The organism is uncultured Sunxiuqinia sp. (assembly GCF_947495665.1).
Taxonomy (GTDB): domain Bacteria; phylum Bacteroidota; class Bacteroidia; order Bacteroidales; family Prolixibacteraceae; genus Sunxiuqinia; species Sunxiuqinia rutila.
Genome location: NZ_CANLZV010000002.1, coordinates 319,816 through 340,645, shown reverse-complemented (window position 1 = coordinate 340,645; position 20,830 = coordinate 319,816). Strand labels below are relative to the sequence as shown.

Sequence of the window (20,830 nt, the reverse complement as noted above, 5' to 3'; positions counted from 1 at the left end):
TTCTCGAGTTAGAACCGGGGAAATAGCTCGTAAGTACTCTTTCAGCGAATGCGTTATAAAACACCTTTCTGTTCTTTGCACAAAAGAAATGAATCAAAGCACGTTTTTCCTTTGAATACGCAACTTTTTTTATAAAATTAGTCTCTAGTATATAATGCATTCTGTTTGATAGCTAAAAATGATGAACCAAGCCCCAAATAACACTCCCAAAAGACTGACCAGATGGATACTGGCGTTTTTCATTGGGCTGGTCATCATAGGTGGGACACTGCTATTTTTGTGGGCTGACAAACTAATACAAAAGGAACTGAACGCCTGGTTGAAAGCTAAAACGGCAAACCAATACGTACTTCACTTTGAAGATTTATCGGTCAACCTGTTCACCCGAAGCATCCGGATTCAAGAGATCGAAATCAAAAAGAAATCCGCAAGCCAAACAGCTGATTTTCTGCAAGCAGAAGCCATTTCAGTGAAAAGGATCAACCTGTACAAGTTACTCACGAAGAATGAGCTTCACATCCGGGAACTCGAGATTAATTCACCGGTCTGGACCTTAAAAACAGATAGTACAAAATCCAAAAGCTCTTATGCATTCGTTAAGGAACTTCGTTCCGTTTTTGGTCAAGACCTGCAGTCCCTGGCCATCGACAAGATTAGCCTGACAAACGCCGGATTCATTGACAATCAGCTATCCAACCAACTGCAGCCCAAAAGCCTGGGAGCCCTGAATCTAAACATTGGTATTTCGAATTTTTACACCGATTCCTCTTTGATCCGTCAAAAAGATGACTTCTTCCGGGCCGATGACGTTTTTCTCAGCCTAGATAACTACAGAAAGGCATTAAGCGATAGCATTCACGAACTTAGCATTCAAAACATTCAGTATTCACTAAAAAGCAATGACATTATTGGCCGATCCATTGAACTATCGCCAACCAGACAGCAACCAACCAGCCGAACCCAATACTTAGTAACAATTCCGGAAATTTCCATCAAATCGAATCAGTTCAACAAGCTGTTTCAGCAGGATAGCATTCACATTGATTCCTTGTTTTTGCATCAGGCCGACATTAAGGTAATTCCTGTGGAAAATGCACCGGAGATGAACTTCAGACAAATGAAGGAATTCGATTTGTACCAGCTGGCAGAAGGCGAATTCACACAACTTAGCATTAACCATTTGTCGATGAATGCACGCAAACTCCAAATTGACCGAAAAAGCGAAGACAAGGCAAGCATGCAAGAGTTTTATGACTTAAACGTTCAGCTGGACAAGTTTGTACTCAATGACCAGTCGTTTAACGATCCCGATCGAATTCTTTATGCGAAGGATTTTTACCTTCAGCTGGACAACTATTACTTGCTGATGAATGATCAGGTTCACCGCTTTGATGCCACCAACATCATCGCTTCTACTCAAACGAATTCCATACAGGCCGATCAGTTACAGCTAAAACCTAACCAAAATCCATCCACTACCTTAACCCGGGTAGACATGGAATGCGACAGCATCCGCTTCCGGGATATTGACCTGAAAAGGTTGTTTCACAAACGCGAAATGCCCTTACAGTCCATTCTCGCCTATTCGCCCAAGGTTCTTATTAACCAAGGGCAGAAAAAACAAAAAGCTTCGCGCGAAACAAACAGTTTGCTGTACTATTTCATTCGCAACTACATCAAAGGAGTTTATGCCAGTGTTGTTGACTTTGACGAGGGGCGTGTGGTCGTTTTATCTGACGAAGGATCGCAGCAATCCGGGGAGATCTCGTCAAACTTTGATTTCAAGCTCACCGACTTCTCGCTGGATTCCATCAGTGCCGAGCGCACCGATAAGCTGTTTTTTGCAACCAACATTGAACTGACCTTCTCCGACTACAACATGAAGCTGGTGGATCAGATTCACCGCCTGCAAATTGACCAGATTGATGTTTCATCGTACAACAACCGGGCTAGCTTAACCAATTTCAGGCTGTCTCCAGACGATCCGAAGAAGAATGCCCGGCTGCTGAAAAAATTCAACCGCTCACAAATTTATGAGATCACCATTCCGCATTTGATTTTGAGCAATACAAATATCCACCAGGCATTTTTTCGAAAAAAGCTGCAAATCAATAATTTTTCAATCATAGAGCCAAGCATCTCCCTTGAGGTGTTTTCACGCCCAAATAAAGAAGCCAAGAGGAACAGCCCGCAAGAGCTTTACGAACTGCTAAACAACTACATCGAAAACATTTCTATCGGAAAGATTGAAGTTCCCAATGGCAACATCCAACTGGTAACACACAGCCGAAAAGGAAAAACCAGCTCATTTAACAACAAGTTTAGTGTTGAACTGGAAAACTTTCTGCTCAATGCCGCCGAAATTGAAAAGAGCCGTTTGTTTTTTGCGGATGATTTTGAGCTTAAAATTGAAGATCAGTTGTTCCAGCTGTCAGACAATGTGCACAACCTGCAGGCCAGTGAGATTGGCATCTCTTCCAAAAAATCGCAAATATACATACGAAATGCCATTTTGTATCCCGACATAACCAGCAAGATTTATGGCGACTTGCCAATGCATTTTCACATCAACATCCCTGAAATCAAACTACAGGGTGTCGACTTGGAGGAAGCTTATTTTGAGCAACAACTGGATGTTGACCGATTTTTAATCAATCAGCCGGAGATAAATCTATACCGGTCAGAAGTCCCTCAAAAACAGGTAGATTTTAAAGATGCTGTTGTTCCCTTGCCCAAAGAAATGCAGCGCTTGACAATTACCCAATTCAAGCTGACCGGAGGAAAAATCAATATCTTCAAAACCAATGAACTTCAGGAAAGTAAAATTTTGACATCCAACTTACAAATGATTGGCGATAACAACAGTCTTATCAGTCATACCGCCAATACGCCTGCGGCATTTAAATCAGACAATATTTCAACCTCCTTAAGTCAGGTTATTTTCAAACCCGAAAAAGGAAATGTGGATTACACCGCCGACTCGGTGCACTTTTCAACGCGCAAACGTGACCTGACCCTACGCAACCTGCTGCTGACAAACAATGCAGCAACAGCCGGAAAGGGCTTTGTTGAACTCAAGGTGCCGGGACTAACGTTCAAAGAAGTTGACATTCAGCAGGTACTGAATAAGAAAAACCTTCATTTTGAATCGATTCAGGCAGAGAGGCCGCAGCTGACCATTCAGAAAAGTGACAACAGCAATTCCCGGGTTAACCTGTTTCAACTGAAAATTCCGTCAGACATTTCGCCCTTATTTTCTGAAATTGCAGCTCATCAAATTCATTTAACTGATGGCGAATTGATTAGCCGCGTGGGCAATACAACCAAGCACTTTCCGAATCTACAGGTTGAATTGCAAGAATTTAAGCTGGATACTATTCCTGCTGAGCATTTGCTGGGAGCGCAATCGGTGAAGCTGAACCTTAAAAATTATGCTTTCTCTGATAAAGCTAACCTGTACAATTTTAACCTGGGAGACATTCAGTTCAACAACCAGAATAACCAGCTGTCCATTGAGGACATCCAAATTACCCCCCGCTACAGCAAGCAACAATTTCAAACGGTTATTCCTTTCGAAACCGATCATTATCAGGGCTCCATCAACCGGCTGGATTTGATCAACCTCGACTTAAAAAGATGGTACCAGCAGGGAGAACTCACAGCTTCGCAGCTCATTGCCGATGGCGGCACACTCAACATTTACCGGGATAAACGCACAGCAGATGACCCGAACAAACAATCAAAAATGCCACAGGAAATTCTTAAGGACATGGCATTGCCCATTTATTTTGACACCCTGAAATTAACCAATTACGACTTGTATTATGAAGAGCAGGCACCCGAGCGTCCTTTCCCGGGTCTCGTTTACTTCCGCGACATGACCATTCGGGCATTTCCAGTAACCAATCTGCCTTACCTAGCAAATGCAAAAACAGCGTTAAACGTCAAGGCCAGTGCCTGGCTTATGGGCGAATCGTTGATGGAAGTCAGCATGAAGTATGATTTACGCTCTCCGGTCAATCAGTTTCAGGTTTCAGGGCATCTTTCTCCTTTCGATTTGACTTACTTGAATCCGGTAACCCGAAATGCCGCAGGCATCGCAGTCCGCTCCGGCCAATTGGACCGCTTTGAGTTCGATTTTATTGCCGATCAGGAATTGGCGCAAGGAAAACTAAAGTTTGCTTATGACAACCTTCGAATAGCCATATTGGAGCAAAAGGATGGCGACACCAAAGAGGCTAAATTCCTAAGTTTCCTCACTAATAGTTTGGTGTTAAAATCCAAGCATCCGCGCACGCGCATTCTTCTGCCCGATGATATTTACTTCAAACGCAATCCTCAAAAGTCAGTTGTCAACTACTGGTGGAAATCCATTTTTAGCGGAGCAAAAAACACCTTTGGCATCAAGGAAGAAAAAGAAGAATAGATTCAAACTCTCTTCTACTGACAGCCCATTAGAATTCAGGCAAACCAATGCCTGGCCCTACTTTCCATGGGAACTAAAAGCATACGTTTTCAAGCTACTTCTTTCTTAAGAAAAGCCTTATTAATTCTATGATGAAACTGGGGGCTTAATTCTTCTTGGTGGTTTCCAGACGACGCACGCGATAAGGCTTTTTCCCCTGCCCTTCATAGTAAGTCCGCATCAACATTTCAGCCACAATACCAATGGTCATCAACTGAATTCCTCCCATTAATAAAATCATTCCTAAAATAAGGATTGGTTTTCCCCAAATGTCGTAGCCAAAAAGCTTTAGTATCAGAAGATAAAAATTGATTAAGAATCCCAGGGCAAGGGTAACAATCCCAATTCCACCAAAGAAGTGCATGGGCCGTTGCATGTATTTTTTAAAGAATACCATCAAAACCAAGTCACTGAATACACGTGTGGTCCGGCTTAAATTATATTTTGATTTTCCGAACTCACGGGCCCGGTGGTTTACGTCAACCTGCGTTAAGCGGGTCGATCCTTCCAATGCCAAAAGTGCCGGAATAAACCGGTGCAATTCACCATAAATATGAATGCTTTTAATGGCTTCGTGGGTAAATACCTTCAAAGTACATCCCAAATCTTTCATCCGGATTCCGGTGGCTTCGCGAATAAGGTAATTGGCCACTTTACTGGGAAGTTTGCGCAAAAAAGCGCCATCTTTCCTGTTGGCACGTACACCGGCAACCATGTCCCACTCCCCTTCAGCCGCCATTTTCAGCATCATGGGAATATCATTCGGATCATTCTGCAAATCGCCATCAATCAAAGCAATGTATTCGCCGGTTGCCGCATCGATACCCGCCTGAAGCGCTGAGCTTTGCCCATAATTTTTCTTCAACTCCAACAACAAGAAATGCTCATCGTTAATGGCCCGAACTTCTTCGCGCGTCCGGTCGGTTGATCCGTCATCCACAAAAATAGCTTCGTAGTCGAAATCTTTAAGGGCTGATTTTATTTGTTCGCTAAGTGGTTTAATGTTCAACTCTTCGTTGTACACACAAATAACCAAACTTAATTGCTTCATAGATTTTCTGTTTATGGCGATAATAGGATATCTTTGCCGAAATTTTTATTATTTAGCGCCACGAAATTAAGAAAAAGCCTGAAAGTTATCTAATAGAATGTTCATTAAAATAGAAATCCACTCATGATCAAACAAATAAGTAACTCCCGATATTATCCATGGTTTGTTTTCCTTATCGCTCTTGCACTTTACCTTTCAAACCTTGGCGGGAGCAGCATTTACATTTTGGATGAAGCCAAAAATGCCACCTGTGCGGCTGAAATGTTTGAGCGATCTGATGTGATTGTTCCCACATTTAACCAGGAACTGCGCACCGACAAGCCGCCATTGCACTATTTCTTCATGATGTTGAGTTATTCCATCTTTGGGGTAAATGCTTTTGCCGCGCGGTTTTTCTCAGCCGTTTTCGGAGCACTTACCATCCTGATCACCTTTCTGTTTGTCCGTCGGTTTCATTCTGAAAAAGCAGCCTTATGGAGCAGTTTTGTTTTACTGTCGTCCATTCATCTCACCATCCAGTTTCACCTGGCTGTGCCCGATCCCTACCTGATTTTCTTTTTCACAGCCAGTATTTATGCGTTCTATGCCGCGGTAAAGGAAAAACGCCTTTCCTACCTGCTGTTGTTGTATATTTCAATAGGACTCGGAACCTTATCAAAAGGCCCGGTAGCCATCGGTTTGCCCGGATTGGTTTTCCTCCTATTCCTGATTTTCAGCAAACGGTTTAAGTGGAGCGAAATCAGCCAACTGCGTCCGTTCTTGGGAGCTGTCATTGTTTTGCTGATTGCTTTGCCCTGGTACATTCTGGTACACCTAAAAACCAATGGACTCTGGTCTGAAGGGTTTTTCCTGAAACACAACCTGGGGCGTTTTTCCAGCGAAATGGAAGGCCATGGCGGATTATTTATTCTCACCCTTTTCTTTGTACTGATCGGTTTGTTTCCCTTTTCTGCATTTATCATTCAAACCCTGAAAAAAGCTTTTGCCAACCGAAAAGACGATTTTACATTATTGAGCTTGGTGACAGGCATCACCATTGTGGTGTTCTTTTCCATTTCGCGTACCAAATTGCCCAACTATACAGTTCCGGCCTATCCCTTTTTCGCCATTCTGATTGGTCTGTGGCTCTCGCAGCTCAAAATGAATGAAGTACGCCTGAAGGGAAGCATGCTCGGACTTCTCATTTTTAGTCTGCTGCTGGTTCCAGCCTTGTACATCGGAATTAAGTTTGATCCGGCGCTGGCTCATTTGAATTACCTGGCGTTGTATTTCTTTCCTATTCCCGTAGGAATGTTGTTCGCCTATTTCTTATTCTCCAGACAGCAAATCAAGCGGTCATTGCAAGTGGTTGGACTAAGTACCATGCTGGGCGCCCTAAGCTTCATTGCCATTGTGTTTCCTCGAATTGACCAGGAAAATCCGGTGGCTAAGAGCATTCATTTGCTGGAAGGCAAAGAAGTACGTTATTATGAGAAGTTCAACCCGTCTTTTTCGTTTTATCTGCAGAAGGAAATTGAATATCTTGAACCGGAACAATTTGCCAGTTTCTTTAAGGAGTACCCTGATGGGGTGATTATTTCGACTAAACGTAAATTAGAGGGTGTTGCCTTGCCCGATGATGTAGAAGTTGCCTTCTCATCGCGCGACATTATGGAACGCCCCACTACCGTATTGCTGACTCGTAAACAATAAGCGAGTCAGTCCCCAAAGCACCTTTATTAACGGCTATCAGCAGAGCTTTCTTCTGCACTGTGAACCACTTTTGGTTAGCGGGAAGAATAAGTTAATGCTAGTCGAGATGAAGGTGCTTTTTTAGTCGCAATGAGAAAAGCAAAGACGCAAAAGCCAAACCACTTAAGAAGCCAATCCACACTCCCATTGCGCCAAATTCAAGCACTATTCCAAAGAGATAACTAATGGGTAAACCAAAGCCCATGTAACTGATAAAGGCCATAAACATGGGGTGCTTTACATCAGACAATCCCCGCAAGGATGCCAATAAAATTACCTGAATCCCATCAAACACTTGAAAAAGAGCTGCTACAATCAAGAGGTTTGCAGCAATGATAAGCACGGCAGCATCTTCGGTAAATAAAAATGGAAGCTGATAGCGTAACAACACAAAGACAACCCCCATGGATGCCATAAACAGGATGACCAGGTGAAAAGAAGCATAAATACTCTGACGCAGGCGCAAACGGTTATTCGCTCCCCTGTTATGACTAACCAAGATGGTTGTTCCGGCCCCAAGCCCCAAGCTAATCATGTAGGAGAACGAGGCCAGCCCGATAGCAACCTGGTGAGCCGCCAACGCTTCCTTACTAATCCAGCCCATCATAATGGCTCCAAAACTGAAAGTACTGACTTCTACAATGATTTGCAATCCAATTGGGAAACCAACGGCAAACACCTGTTTCAACATCTTCAGTTTTATCCGGGCATGGTAGGCAATCCGAAATTCCTGTTTGTATTGCTTGTTTTTCAGAATAAAAGGAATCAACATCAAAGGCATCAAAATGCGCGAAATGAGCGTTGCAATACCGGCACCATTCAACCCCCACTCCGGAAATCCGAATTTCCCATAGATCAGCAAATAATTTAAAACGATGTTGACCAAATTTGATGTGAGGGTAATGTACATCGCGATCTTGGTGTTTCCCACGCCCTCCAAAAACTGCTTGAATGTGTAGAAAATTAGCATCGGGAACAAGGATACCACCAACAACAGGTAATAAGGCCGTGCCTGTGCCACCACCTCGGCGGGTTGTCCCATGCGGTCAAGGAATAAGCTTAAAATTGCCATCACTAAAGTTATCACCAGCGTTGTTACCCCATGAACCACCAAGCCATTTTTCAAGTATTCGCCCACCTCTTGCTCTTTTTTCTGGCTATACACATGGCCTACCAGAGGTGTCAAGCCCAAGGTAATTCCGATTCCCAGCAGCATACCAATATGAAAAATATTGATGGAAAATGCCGCAGCAGCCAATTCAACGGTGCCCACATGGCCAACCATCATATTATCAACTAAACTCACGGTTACCTGGCCAACCTGAGACAAAATAACCGGAAAAGCCAAATGCAGGCTTCTTCGGTACAAGGGGATGTAATCAGAAAATTTCACGGAATACAATTCAATTTAAACAGACTTAAACCGTTTGACAAGCCAAAGGTTCAAGCCTTAAAACATGCCAAAGCGCGCAAAAATAAGCCGATGCTTTGGTTTTATAAAGAAATCCAGCAATTAAATTTCATCATCAATAGACTCTTCTGTTTCGCACCTTCAGATCTCCAAAGTATTAAACGTTTTTGAGCTCAGGCACGGGCAAATTTACCACTGTTCTTCACATTGAATGGCTTGTTTGACGAGTGCCTCCAATAAAAATTCTCCCCTGTTTTGGTTCCTTCCCTGAAAGCAATTTTGCATAACCAGATCTGTTTTTATTAATTATCATAACTGTTTATTTTAAAAGGACTTTAATCAATACGATGAAAAAACGAATGGTGTTAGCCTTTGAAAGAGCACTGACTGATAAATCAGACTGCAAAACAAGGCTGTCACCAAGTAAAGGCACTGGTAGCACGACTCTTTCATGCGTTTATGTCTTTTAATTATTAAAACAATAAGCACATAACAACCAACTCATTTCATAACATAACTATTGCTCAGACGACGAATAAATCGCACTAAAAACAGTCGAAAAGTTGATTTTCAGACACGAACTTTTTTGCAGAAATAGGCGAATTAATGACCGAATGAAGAAACTTTTTAAGGCGAATATGGTTTTTAAGTTAGACTTAGAAACTGGAAAGAGACTATTTAATAATACAAATTATTTGAAGTATTAAAAGTTAATTATGAGGAAAATCAACAAGATCCTGGTTGCCAACCGGGGTGAAATTGCTGTCCGAATCATGCGCACCTGTCGTGAAATGGGCATAGCAACTGTTGCTGTTTTTTCTGATGCCGACCGGACTTCGATACATGTGCGTTATGCTGACGAAGCCTACCACATCGGTCCGGCCCCATCAAAAGACAGTTATTTAAAATCTGATAAAATAATAGAGGTTGCTTTACAATCAAAAGCCGATGCCATTCACCCTGGTTACGGCTTTTTATCTGAAAACGCCAAGTTTGCCCAGCTCTGTAAAGAAAATGACATCATTTTCATTGGGCCAACTCCGGAAGTTATCGAAAAAATGGGTGATAAAATTGAAGCCCGAAAAGCCATGATTGCCGCCGGGGTTCCCGTTGTTCCGGGAACAACTGAAGCTATTCAGTCGGAAGAGGAAGCCATTGAAACCATCAAAACCATTGGCTTGCCTGTAATGATTAAAGCTTCTGCCGGAGGAGGTGGTAAAGGCATGCGACTGGTTGAAAAAGAAGCCGACATCCTTTCCGGTGTTCGCTCAGCCCGCTCCGAAGCTTTGGCTTCCTTTGGCGACGATGCCGTATACATTGAAAAATACGTTACCTCTCCACACCACATTGAGTTTCAAATTCTGGGCGACCAGCACGGCAATGCCATTCATTTATTTGAACGGGAGTGCTCCATTCAGCGCAGACACCAGAAAATGGTGGAAGAAACCCCTTCTGTTTTAATGACCGAAGAATTGCGCGAGCAAATGGGTAAACATGCCGTTGATGCTGCCAAGGCAGTCAACTACATTGGAGCCGGAACCATCGAGTTTCTGGTGGACAACAAGCTCAACTATTACTTTCTGGAGATGAATACCCGCCTGCAGGTGGAGCATCCCATTACCGAACGTGTTACCGGAGTCGACTTGGTCAAAAAACAAATACAGGTAGCCGAAGGACAACCGTTAAACCTTGCGCAAGACGAATTAAAACAAAAGGGACATGCCATTGAATGTCGGATTTATGCCGAAGATTCAGACAATAATTTCATGCCAAGTCCCGGCCGCGTGCATTCCATTACCCAACCTTTGGGACTGGGGGTACGAACCGATGGCTACGTCTATGAGGGCTATGAAATCCCGATTCATTATGACCCGATGATTTCCAAGCTGATTGTTTGGGCTGAAACCCGTGGAGAAGCCATTCAACGTATGCGAAGAGCCCTTTATGAGTACAAAATCACAGGAATCCGAACATCGCTGAAATTCCTTGAAAGAATCATGGAATCCGAAGATTTTATCTCCGGAAACTATGACACCAACTTCATCGAGAAGAACCGAAGTACATTACTGGCCGACGATTCCAACGAAGATGAATCACAGGACATGGTTATCATTGCAGCCTACTTCGACTTCATCAACCGGAAAAACAAAGTGATTCCAAGCAAGGAACTCAATCCGGCCAAAAACCGATGGAAAAAATATACTTACCAAAAGAATTTTGATCGTTTATAAAACAGACTATTATGCCTATTGAAATTAAATTAGGTGATCGCATTGCATCTGTTAAAATCCTGAATCAAAACGAGAACCTAATCGAGATCATGGTCGACGATAAGGTTTATAACGTTGATTTGATGCACAATGACGAAGGAACTTTTTCAATTATTGAAAATAACCGTTCACATAATATTTCCCTGGTTCCGTCACAAAAGCCTAAGTCTTACACCGCCCACACCCTTTACAACACTTACGACTTAGAAATTATTGATGCTGAGGCTCGTTACATCCGAAATCGCGGAGCGGGCACACTCAGCCAAAGCGAAAAGCAAATTTCGGCTCCTATGCCGGGGAAAATTGTAAAAGTGCTTGTAAAAGAAGGCGAAGCAGTAAGCCAGGGACAAACAGCCGTAATCATTTCGGCCATGAAAATGGAAAGTGAATACAAAGTAGCGGTTGATGGGATGGTTAAAGCCGTTAATGTTGCCGATGGCGACACGGTTGAGTCCAACCAGGTATTAATTGAAATTGATTAATGGAAGAAACTATGGATTTAAAAAGCAAGTTTGAGCATTTTGAACAACTTAATAAAGAAGCTGAAAGTGGCGGTGGCCAGGAACGTGTTGAGAAGCAACACGCAGCTGGAAAAAAAACGGCCCGCGAACGTGTAGAAGAATTGCTGGATCCCGGCACATTCAATGAAATTGACAAGTTTGTGCTACACCGCGCCACCGATTTTGGCATTGATAAAAAGAAATTTCGCGGCGATGGCGTTGTCACTGGTTATGGAAAAATTCATGATCGTTTGGTGTATGTTTTTGCCCAGGATTTCACCGTTTTTGGTGGAACCATGAGCCGTTCCAACGCCGATAAGATTGTCAAAATTCAGAAAATGGCCATCGAAAACGGAGCGCCGCTTATCGGACTTAATGATTCCGGAGGTGCCCGTATCCAGGAAGGTGTGCAAAGTTTGGCCGGCTATGCCGACATTTTTTACAACAATGTACTCTCATCCGGGGTCATTCCACAAATCAGCACCATTCTGGGGCCCTGTGCCGGAGGAGCCGTTTACTCTCCTGCCCTTACCGACTTTATTTTCATGGTTAATGAAACGAGCCACATGTTTGTTACCGGCCCGGATGTCATCAAAACCGTGACGCATGAAAATGTTACCAAAGAAGATTTGGGAGGAGCCGTTACCCACAGTTCCAAAAGTGGCGTAGCCCACTTTACCGGAGAAAACGAAGAGCAAACCATCATGATGGTGCGTGAACTGGTAAGTTTCATCCCTTCCAACAATATGGAAGATCCGCCGGTTCAAACCACAACTGACCCCATCGACCGAAAAATAGAAGCCTTGCATGATGTTGTTCCGGCTGATCCGAACAAACCTTACGACATGAAGGACATCATTTATAAAATTGTGGATGATGAGCACTTTTTAGAAGTTCAGCCCAATTATGCCTCCAATATCATTATTGGCTTTGCCCGTTTTGACGGAAGGTCTGTGGGAATTGTCGCCAACCAGCCATCGGTTCTGGCCGGAGTGCTCGACATCAACTCATCGGCTAAGGCAGCACGTTTTGTGCGCTTCTGTGATGCCTTCAACATTCCCTTAGTTACCTTGGTGGATGTACCCGGATTCCTGCCCGGAACGCAACAGGAGTTTGGTGGAATTATCAAACACGGCGCCAAATTACTGTATGCCTTTGCAGAAGCAACAGTTCCTAAAATTACGCTCATCACGCGTAAAGCCTATGGTGGTGCATATGATGTGATGTCGAGCAAGCACATTGGTGGCGATATCAACTACGCCTACCCAACTGCCGAGATTGCTGTTATGGGACCTGAAGGAGCCATTAACATCCTGAACCGGAACCTGACCAACGAGGAAGAAAAAGCCAAGGCTGTTGAAGAATATCGCGATGCCTTTGCCAATCCTTACCGGGCTGCCTCGCTGGGCTATATTGATGAAATTATTTATCCGGAAGACACGCGGATCAAAATCATCAACGCCTTGGATATGACGCGCAACAAACGCAAATCCAATTTACCACGAAAACACGGAAATATTCCATTATAGAACAACAAATACAGTGTTGCCCGAAGATTCAATGCATTTTCGGGCACACTTTTTTGAAGGTTAACTCTTTCCCTCAAATAGTCATCAACAACAAGTTCGTCCTCTCCACGCGACGACAAAACAGGCTCTGACTTCGCCATTTTACAGGCTCTAAACAAGCGCTTCGCAAAGACCAAAAATCTTCCTGCTCATTCAAACCACAGGCTAAACAAATATCCGTGACGAGCGTTGTTTAGAATATTTCAGACAGAATAGTCATAAACACTAAAATACAATCAATGCTCTTAGAAAAAGCCGGAATGCTTACAGCAAGCGATCAAAAGAATACCGAAGTTCTGAACGACTATTATGTCGCTTACTTAAGCCGTCAATTAAGCATCTTGGGTAAACGCGAAGTGCATAATGGCCGTGCCCATTTTGGGATTTTTGGAGATGGAAAAGAAGTGGCTCAGATTGCCTATGCCAAAACCTTTCAAAAGGGAGATTGGCGATCGGGGTATTACCGCGACCAGACTTTTATGCTGGCCTTAGGTTTAATGCAACCAGAGGAGTTTTTCGCAATGATCTATGGTGATACGGATGATCAAATCAACCCTTCAACCGGCGGGCGAAACTTCAATAACCACTTCTGCACCGCAAACATTAACGAAGAAGGAGAAATAAAAGACTTAGCCAACCGCTATAATTCCAGTTCCGATATCAGCTCTACCGGAGGCCAAATGCCCCGATTGCTCGGACTTGCTCAGGCTTCAAAAATGGTGCGGAACGACAAGTCGCTGAAGAAACACCTGAACAACAATGTCACCGGAAACGAAGTGGCTTTTGGAAGTATTGGTGATGCCAGCACCTCCGAAGGAATGTTTTTTGAAACCATTAACGCAGCCGGGGTATTGCAAGTTCCGATGGCCGTTGCGGTTTATGACGATGGCTTTGGAATCAGCGTTCCGATTGAACTTCAAACCACCAAATCCAGTATTTCGGAAGCACTCAAAGGTTTTCAAAAACAAAAGGACACCAACGGCATCCTGATTTACACCTGCAAAGGATGGGATTATCCGGAGCTGGTAAAAACCTTTTCAGAAGGCATTAAGCAATGCCGGAAAACTCATACGCCTGTACTTTTCCACGTGCAGGAAGTTACCCAGCTGCTAGGGCATTCCACTTCCGGATCGCACGAACGCTACAAAACAAAGGAGCGGCTGGAATGGGAAAAAGAATACGATGGTATTTACCAGTTCAAACTCTGGTTGATTGAAACTGGCCAGGCCGATATGGACACCATCACTCAACTGGAAAAAAAGGCTGAAAAGGTTGCCCGTGAAGCGCGCAAAAAAGCCTGGGCCAACTACACCAATGGTTATAAGCAAGAAGTGCAAAGCCTGGAAGAAATTTTGCTTCAACTCAAAAAACAATCTAGCGGAACCGTTGATCTGCTGGACGAGCTGGTGGAAATTAAGCAACTCACCTTCCCTACCCGCCGCAAGTACCTTAGTTTTGCCCAACGACTTTATTATGATATTCACCTTCAGGACAATCTGAAACACGAACGTCAGTTGCTGCATCAGTGGATTGAGCAGTTCAAAGCACAAAGTGCCGGGTTCTACAACCAGCAATTATACCGCGAAGGGGCTGACTCTGCTATAAAGGTAAAAGCAGTGCCTGCCACCTATACGGAGCAGCCGGAAGTCGTCAATGGCTCCGGTATCCTGAACCGGAATTTTGATGTGCTGTTTCAAAAATACCCGAACCTTGTCACTTTTGGACAAGACACTGGTAAGCTGGGCGGAGTAAACCAAGGGATGAAAGGGATGCAGGAGAAATACGGTGCCCACCGGGTAGCTGATGCCGGTATTCGCGAAACCACCATCATCGGCCAAGGTATTGGTCTGGCCATGCGCGGATTTCGCCCCATTGCTGAAATTCAGTACCTCGATTACCTGATTTACGCCCATTCTACCTTGAGTGACGATTTAGCCAGCATGCAATACCGGACCAAAGGCAAACAAGCAGCACCGCTTATCATTCGCACCCGTGGGCATCAGCTGCAGGGCATGTGGCATGCCGGCTCGCCTATGCAAATGTTGCTCGGCTCACTGCGCGGACTCTATTTGTGCGTACCACGCAACATGACACAGGCAGCAGGCTTTTACAACACTTTGCTGGCAGCCAACGATCCCGCGCTGGTCATTGAGCCCCTGAAAGGCTATAACATGAAAGAAGACCTGCCCGACAACCTGGGCGAATTCACCGTACCTTTAGGAGTTCCTGAAGTGATGGTTGAAGGAACCGACGTTACCTTGGTTACCTATGCCTGGAATGTCAACCATGCGGTTAAAGCGGCCGAACTTCTGCAAACCAAGGGAATTTCAGTGGAAGTGATTGACGTGCAAACCCTGATGCCTTTTGATATAGATCACCGCATTCTGGAGTCTATCAAAAAAACCGGGAAAGTAGTTTTTGTCGATGAAGATGTTCCGGGAGGCGGAACCGCTTACATGCTACAAAAAGTGATGGAAGAGCAAAAAGCCTTCGATTACCTCGATACCGCTCCAAGAACACTGTCGGCTAAAGAACACCGTTCGGCCTATGGTATTGATGGTGAATTTTTCTCCAAACCCAATGTGGAGCAAATTTTTGAAAGCATCTACGAAATGATGCGCGAAGTGGATGTAAAAAAATATCCCAGTTTGCATTAAATGAAGAAGAGACTGTCAAATTTTACTTTAGGAACAGTCTCTTATAATTTCCGAAAATTTGAGGTGGCCTACTTGACCATTTCCTTTTTAAGGACAGCTGCTTTGATCAAAATGCTCCATGCAGGAATTGTCTATTTATACTAGAATAAATAGACAATTCCATAATTAGTAGATATGATCTAACAAACCTGCGGAGTTAGCAGTCTAAGATTCAAAAAATGGCCTTGGCGTTGAAAACTTGTTATAGCAAGACCAAGGGTAAAATACTTACTAAAAGTAACCACTTCATGTGCTAATCGCTAAAGCGATAAACCTTAGGGTTGCAGAATCAGCTCCTTGAGCGTTTCAATCCACAAAGGATGGTCGTTCAAACTTTCCACCAACTGAATTTTTTCGCCTCCGTGTTCTTCAAACAATTCCTGGTATTCAACTCCTAGTTCAATAGTGGTTTCCAGACAGTCAGCCACAAAAGCCGGCGCTACAAACAACATCCGCTTCACCCCTTCTTTGGCTTTCTGAATGACCAGCTCATCTGAAAAAGGCTTGAGCCAGTTTTTGGTTAAGCGCGACTGGAACGAAACCGAGTAATCTTCCTGCTTCAAGTTCAGCGCATTGGCCAGCAAACGAGTTGTTTCGTAGCAGGTAGCTTTGTAACAGTATTTTCCGTGTGCAGGCATTGCTTGCTCGCAAGTACATTTGGTCGAAGCAATCTCCGGGTGCACCTTATCAACCTGCCGGTTGGGCAATCCATGGTAGGAGAACACAATATGATCGTAATCTTCCGGATGATAAGATTTGATGCGCTCGGAGAAGGCCTTGATAAACGTTGGATGATCGTAAAACTGGCTAACCATTCTGATCTCAGGAATTACATTCCACCGGGCTACTTCCTGCGAAACAAACTGGGCAATAGTTCCCGTTGTTGAAGAGGCGTACTGTGGAAACACCGGAATAACAATCATTCGGCCAAAGCGTTGGTCACGCACCTCACGCAATACCTTTCGCAAATGCGGGTTCTGGTAACGCATCGCTGTAAACACCTGAAATTCGTCTCCTAACGCTGCCTGAAGTTTTTCCCGGTTCTTTTCGGCATTTACCAGCAACGGCGATCCTTCCGGTGTCCAAAGCATTTCGTAAAGCTTGGTAGACTTGGGTGCCCGAAAAGGGACAATGATCAAATTAACCAGCAACTTTTGCGGAATCAGTGGCAGGTCAATCACTCTCCGGTCGTTCAAAAACTCGAATAAATACCGACGCACAGCCGGTACTTTAGGTTCATCGGGCGTACCCACGTTTACCAGTAAAACAGCGGTTCTTTTTGAGTTATCCATCGTTTGCATTCCTGTTAGATTAATGATTCCAAATTAAATCAGACCAGATGAATCCAGTCAATATCTTTTTTTAACAAGCTTAAAGTCTCTTCTTCGTCCGACCCTTTTTCTGACTGAAAATCGTACGTCCAGGCGGCCATTGGGGGCATGCTTAAAAGGATTGATTCCGTGCGACCATTCGATTCCAAACCAAACTTGGTTCCGCGGTCATACAGCAGGTTAAACTCCACGTACCGACCTCTTCGCAAGTCTTGCCATTGCTTTTCGACTTCTGAAAACTGTCGATCACGATTGGAATTTAGCAGCTGAATATAGATGCGCGGATAGGCTTCAGCCAAGGCTTGGGTAAAAGCAAAGAACTTGGTAAAGCTAGCCTCATCGGCTCCATCCTGGTGGTCGAAGAAAATCCCCCCCACACCTCGGGTTTCCTGGCGATGGGGCAAGTAGAAATAAGTATCAGCCCATTGCTTATAGTCGGGGTAAAAGTTTTCATCATACGCATCGCACACCTTTTTCAACTCCTGGTGAAACCAACTGGCTTCCGCTTTATTCACATAGTGCGGTGTCAGGTCTATTCCACCGCCAAACCAGGCTTTGCCTGAACTCAGCTGGAAATAGCGCACATTCATATGCGTAATCGGGGCATGTGGGTTTTTAGGATGAATGATGGAGGAGATTCCGGTTGCAAAATAGGCTTCACCTTCGTCAATTCGCAAGGCTTGGCGCATGCGTTCACTCACTTTTCCGCTTACGGCCGAAAAGTTTACCGCTGCCTTTTCAATGGCATCTCCCTGGTCCATGACCATGGTATAGCCATGTCCGATTTCTTTCTCCCAATAGTCCGTTTTAAAAACAGCCTGTCCATCAGCCGTTTCCAGTTCGGTACAAATTTGTTGTTGAAGCTTCCGGTAAGTGGAAGCCACGAGGTCATTTTTCATGTTGGTCTTTTATTAAAGCTATCCAACCGATTCCGCCAGCTTTCGTCCTTGTTTCATTCGGTCGGCCATTCCAATGCCATCACGAATGTTTCCTCCCAGAAGTAATCCGGGATAAGAGGCCTCGATGGAATCGATAGCCGCCAGACGTTCAGCTGACTCAAAACCGTATTGCGGAATAGCATGCTGATAACGATTAATAACCAACAAATCTGGTTGCCATTTTGTTAAGCCCATCATGCTTTTTAGCTCTTTTTCAACCAATGCTTTAAGCTCATCATCCGACAAATCAACCATTTCCGGCTTTCGGACACCACCTAAAAATGTAGACAACAAGGCTCCTCCTTTGGGGGCACGGCCTTTCAGGAAAGAAGACAAGAACAAAACCCCCAGGATATCACGATTCTCATGAAATGGAATTAAACCGCCAAATGCTTTGATAGGAATACCCTCCCATTGGTTAAAGCCCACGGAAACCTGCACCACCCGTGCATAAGGCATTGCTTCAATTTTTTCAAGTTTTCCGGAAGGCAGAAATGGGAATAAGGAACGTAAAGCAAATCCCCCTACAGTTGATATCACATAATCGAATTCTCCAAGCGATTCGTTTCCATTCATAAGCTGGTATTTCTCTGCTGTCTGCGCCACTTTCAAGTCCGTTAAGCTTAAATGAATGTGTTCTTCTCCTATCGCATTGTTCAGGGCATTAATCAGCGAGGACAATCCCCCTTTCATGGAAAAAACTTCTTTGGTGGCTTTTTTGTCCCAGTCGGTCTTGGGTTCTTTGGCCTTTTTAATCGACCCGCCAATGAAACTGCCATAAGTCTGCTCCAGATTATACAGTTTTGGCAAAGCATATTTTACCACCAGCTTAGCCGGATCTCCGGAGTAAACACCAAGAATAAACGGGTCAATGGCATATTTCAGAAAGCTCTCGCCCATGCGACGACGCACCAACTCTGCCAAGGTTTCATTCGGATTGGTTCCGGGTTTCCGGAATGGCTCTCCCAGTATACGAAACTTATCGTACCAGGTGAACAAAGGCGTTTTTATTCCGCCCAGCAACCCCGAAGGAATAGCATGCCAACAGTCACCTTTCCAAATCCAACGGAATTTGGCATCCTCATCAGCAATTTCCAATTCGCAAGCGCCACCCAGGTCTTCAATCAAAGCAGCAGCTTCAGGTTGTCCGAGCACCCCGGTACTGGGACCATTCTCATAAAGAAAACCATTTTCAGACCGGGTTTGAATGACACCGCCCACATGATCGGCCCGTTCAAAAATCTGAACATCAATTCCTTTTTTCTGAAGATAATAGGCGGTTGTTAAGCCTGTCAAGCCGGCCCCAATTACTGCTACTTTTTTATTCATTGTATTCTATTTTCAATTCGCACCTAAGTCCGGATGTCACAAGCATCCGTCTTAAGCGGCTCGTTTCAGCACAAGCCAAATATAATTTCGTTACACTGATTTGGAGAATTTCTGGATACTCCCTTCCAGTCGGATGTCGAATACCGCCGCAATATTTCGCAGCACAAAACGGCCTAGGTCAGTAATCACAATCTCTTCAGTTGTGTATGACAGCAGATCATCTTTCACAAACTCATCCAGCTTGCTTTCTTCAAAATTCAACAGCGCTTTCAGTGCATCCACCTCAAGGTTAAACTGACTGGCAACCTGCTTCCACGACAAGTACTGATTGCACATCACTTCGTTGATAATCTGCCGAATTATCTTATCGGTTTCCGAAAGCACATAGCCTTTCACCACCTGTATTTCGCCAGCATTTATCGAATCAACATACTCTTTCACCGTTCGTGCATTTTGCGCATACACATTCTCCAACTGGCTGATTCCGGTAACACCAAAAGCATATACCTGACCAGTGGTTTCGCGCGTGCAATAGCCCTGAAAATTCCGATGCAAGGAACGATTTTGCAGAGCAATGGCCATATCGTCGTCGGGTTTGGCGTAATGATCCAAGCCAATGGGCACATAGCCCGCTCCGGTCATCTTTGCCCAGGCCACCTCAAACATTTTCACTTTTTCTTCGGGCTCAGGCAGCCCATACGATTCAAGCTTTTGCTGCGCTTTTTTCACCCAAGGAACATGGGCATAGGAAAAAGTAACCAAGCGATCGGGATTGATGGCTGCTGCCGTTTCCATAGTTTCAGCAAATGATGCTGTCGTTTGATAAGGCAAGCCGTAAATAAAATCCAGATTAACCGACACGCCCGGATGCTTTCGGATCATGGCAACCAAATCAGCAATCGGTATTTCCGGCACTTCCCGGTGCACGGCATTCAGCACTTTCTCCTGAAAATCCTGAACTCCCAAGCTAATACGGGTAAAGCCAAAAGATGCCAAATCGTTAATGTAGGCTTCATCCAAATGTGCCGGATTACATTCAATGGCGATTTCAGGTTTATCAATAAACTGGTAATTGGACGTAAAAAGCTCCATGATTTCACCAATATAGCTTGATGGCAAAACATTGGGCGTTCCTCCCCCCCAGTGAATCTGTGATATCTTCCGGTTCTTATCAATCAACTTTCCAAGCATGTGAATTTCCTTTTTCAGGGCTTCCACATACGTTTTCATCATATCCTGATCTTTGGTGATATGCGTATTACATCCGCAATACAAACACAACTGCGTACAAAACGGAATATGCAGGTAAATGGAAATATTCTCGGGTTGTGTGTGATTTGATTCCTTTACCGCCTGCAAATAATCCGCTGTTGTAAAATCATCGGTAAAAAAATTGGCGGGTGGATAACTGGTATAACGAGGAACCGGAACATTATACTTATCGATCAATGCTAAAGGGATTCTCATGTGTCTTGAATTGTTTGTTTTTTAGCTTCATTGGTGCCTGCATGCACAGCAGGCCAGACATTTACCGGCAACG

General features: G+C 44.2%; 12 protein-coding genes. 6 read left to right on the top strand and 6 right to left on the bottom strand.

Annotated features, from left to right (window positions below; genetic code table 11):
- Positions 1-178: 178 nt before the first annotated feature.
- Entirely contained in the window at positions 179-4,426 is a 4,248-nt protein-coding gene (locus Q1A18_RS04240; RefSeq protein ID WP_299577679.1) for a hypothetical protein, read from the top strand.
- Between the two features lie 145 nt (positions 4,427-4,571).
- Here Q1A18_RS04240 and Q1A18_RS04235 read toward each other — a convergent pair whose 3' ends face one another.
- Complete coding sequence (locus Q1A18_RS04235; RefSeq protein ID WP_299577678.1) at positions 4,572-5,516, bottom strand: glycosyltransferase family 2 protein; 945 nt, start codon at positions 5,514-5,516, stop codon at positions 4,572-4,574.
- A gap of 123 nt (positions 5,517-5,639) precedes the next feature.
- Here Q1A18_RS04235 and Q1A18_RS04230 point away from each other — a divergent pair, with 123 nt between their 5' ends.
- A complete protein-coding gene (locus tag Q1A18_RS04230) occupies positions 5,640-7,208 on the top strand; it encodes a glycosyltransferase family 39 protein (protein WP_299577677.1) in 1,569 nt (522 codons plus the stop codon).
- Between the two features lie 97 nt (positions 7,209-7,305).
- On the opposite strand, the gene Q1A18_RS04225 is transcribed toward Q1A18_RS04230, so the two are convergent.
- Positions 7,306-8,640, bottom strand: coding sequence for an MATE family efflux transporter (locus Q1A18_RS04225; protein WP_299577676.1), 1,335 nt, complete (start codon positions 8,638-8,640; stop codon positions 7,306-7,308).
- A 734-nt stretch (positions 8,641-9,374) separates the two neighbouring features.
- On the opposite strand from Q1A18_RS04225, the gene accC reads away from it, so the two are divergent.
- From accC to Q1A18_RS04205, 4 genes are all read left to right on the top strand, one after another.
- Positions 9,375-10,889, top strand: a complete 1,515-nt coding sequence (gene accC, locus Q1A18_RS04220; RefSeq protein WP_299577675.1) for an acetyl-CoA carboxylase biotin carboxylase subunit — start codon at positions 9,375-9,377, stop codon at positions 10,887-10,889.
- An 11-nt stretch (positions 10,890-10,900) separates the two neighbouring features.
- Positions 10,901-11,410 (top strand): acetyl-CoA carboxylase biotin carboxyl carrier protein subunit, encoded by a 510-nt coding sequence (locus Q1A18_RS04215; RefSeq protein ID WP_299577674.1) that lies wholly within the window; start codon positions 10,901-10,903, stop codon positions 11,408-11,410.
- An 11-nt stretch (positions 11,411-11,421) separates the two neighbouring features.
- Positions 11,422-12,957 (top strand): acyl-CoA carboxylase subunit beta, encoded by a 1,536-nt coding sequence (locus tag Q1A18_RS04210; RefSeq protein WP_299577673.1) that lies wholly within the window; start codon positions 11,422-11,424, stop codon positions 12,955-12,957.
- Between the two features lie 278 nt (positions 12,958-13,235).
- Entirely contained in the window at positions 13,236-15,653 is a 2,418-nt protein-coding gene (locus Q1A18_RS04205; RefSeq protein WP_299577672.1) for an alpha-ketoacid dehydrogenase subunit alpha/beta, read from the top strand.
- A 314-nt stretch (positions 15,654-15,967) separates the two neighbouring features.
- Here the strand turns inward: Q1A18_RS04205 and hemH are convergent, their stop codons facing one another.
- The 4 genes from hemH to hemN all read right to left on the bottom strand — a co-directional run bounded on the left by hemH (position 15,968) and on the right by hemN (position 20,757).
- Positions 15,968-16,984: a ferrochelatase gene (gene hemH / locus Q1A18_RS04200; RefSeq protein WP_299577671.1), complete on the bottom strand. Its 1,017-nt coding sequence runs from the start codon at positions 16,982-16,984 to the stop codon at positions 15,968-15,970.
- A gap of 38 nt (positions 16,985-17,022) precedes the next feature.
- Positions 17,023-17,922 carry an oxygen-dependent coproporphyrinogen oxidase gene (hemF, locus tag Q1A18_RS04195; protein ID WP_299577670.1) on the bottom strand — a complete coding sequence of 300 codons (900 nt, stop codon included), beginning with the start codon at positions 17,920-17,922 and terminating at the stop codon, positions 17,023-17,025.
- 18 nt (positions 17,923-17,940) lie between these two features.
- Positions 17,941-19,290: a protoporphyrinogen oxidase gene (gene hemG, locus Q1A18_RS04190; protein WP_299577669.1), complete on the bottom strand. Its 1,350-nt coding sequence runs from the start codon at positions 19,288-19,290 to the stop codon at positions 17,941-17,943.
- 90 nt (positions 19,291-19,380) lie between these two features.
- Positions 19,381-20,757, bottom strand: coding sequence for an oxygen-independent coproporphyrinogen III oxidase (hemN, locus tag Q1A18_RS04185; protein ID WP_299577668.1), 1,377 nt, complete (start codon positions 20,755-20,757; stop codon positions 19,381-19,383).
- Between the last annotated feature and the right edge of the window lie 73 nt (positions 20,758-20,830).

Excerpts from the sequence above, each read along its gene's own strand:
- Q1A18_RS04240 (WP_299577679.1), top strand. The coding sequence starts at position 179 with ATGATGAACCAAGCCCCAAATAACACTCCCAAAAGACTGACCAGATGG.
- Q1A18_RS04235 (WP_299577678.1), bottom strand. The coding sequence starts at position 5,516 with ATGAAGCAATTAAGTTTGGTTATTTGTGTGTACAACGAAGAGTTGAAC.
- Q1A18_RS04230 (WP_299577677.1), top strand. The coding sequence starts at position 5,640 with ATGATCAAACAAATAAGTAACTCCCGATATTATCCATGGTTTGTTTTC.
- accC (WP_299577675.1), top strand. The coding sequence starts at position 9,375 with ATGAGGAAAATCAACAAGATCCTGGTTGCCAACCGGGGTGAAATTGCT.
- Q1A18_RS04215 (WP_299577674.1), top strand. The coding sequence starts at position 10,901 with ATGCCTATTGAAATTAAATTAGGTGATCGCATTGCATCTGTTAAAATC.
- Q1A18_RS04210 (WP_299577673.1), top strand. The coding sequence starts at position 11,422 with ATGGATTTAAAAAGCAAGTTTGAGCATTTTGAACAACTTAATAAAGAA.
- Q1A18_RS04205 (WP_299577672.1), top strand. The coding sequence starts at position 13,236 with ATGCTCTTAGAAAAAGCCGGAATGCTTACAGCAAGCGATCAAAAGAAT.
- hemH (WP_299577671.1), bottom strand. The coding sequence starts at position 16,984 with ATGGATAACTCAAAAAGAACCGCTGTTTTACTGGTAAACGTGGGTACG.
- hemF (WP_299577670.1), bottom strand. The coding sequence starts at position 17,922 with ATGAAAAATGACCTCGTGGCTTCCACTTACCGGAAGCTTCAACAACAA.
- hemG (WP_299577669.1), bottom strand. The coding sequence starts at position 19,290 with ATGAATAAAAAAGTAGCAGTAATTGGGGCCGGCTTGACAGGCTTAACA.
- hemN (WP_299577668.1), bottom strand. The coding sequence starts at position 20,757 with ATGAGAATCCCTTTAGCATTGATCGATAAGTATAATGTTCCGGTTCCT.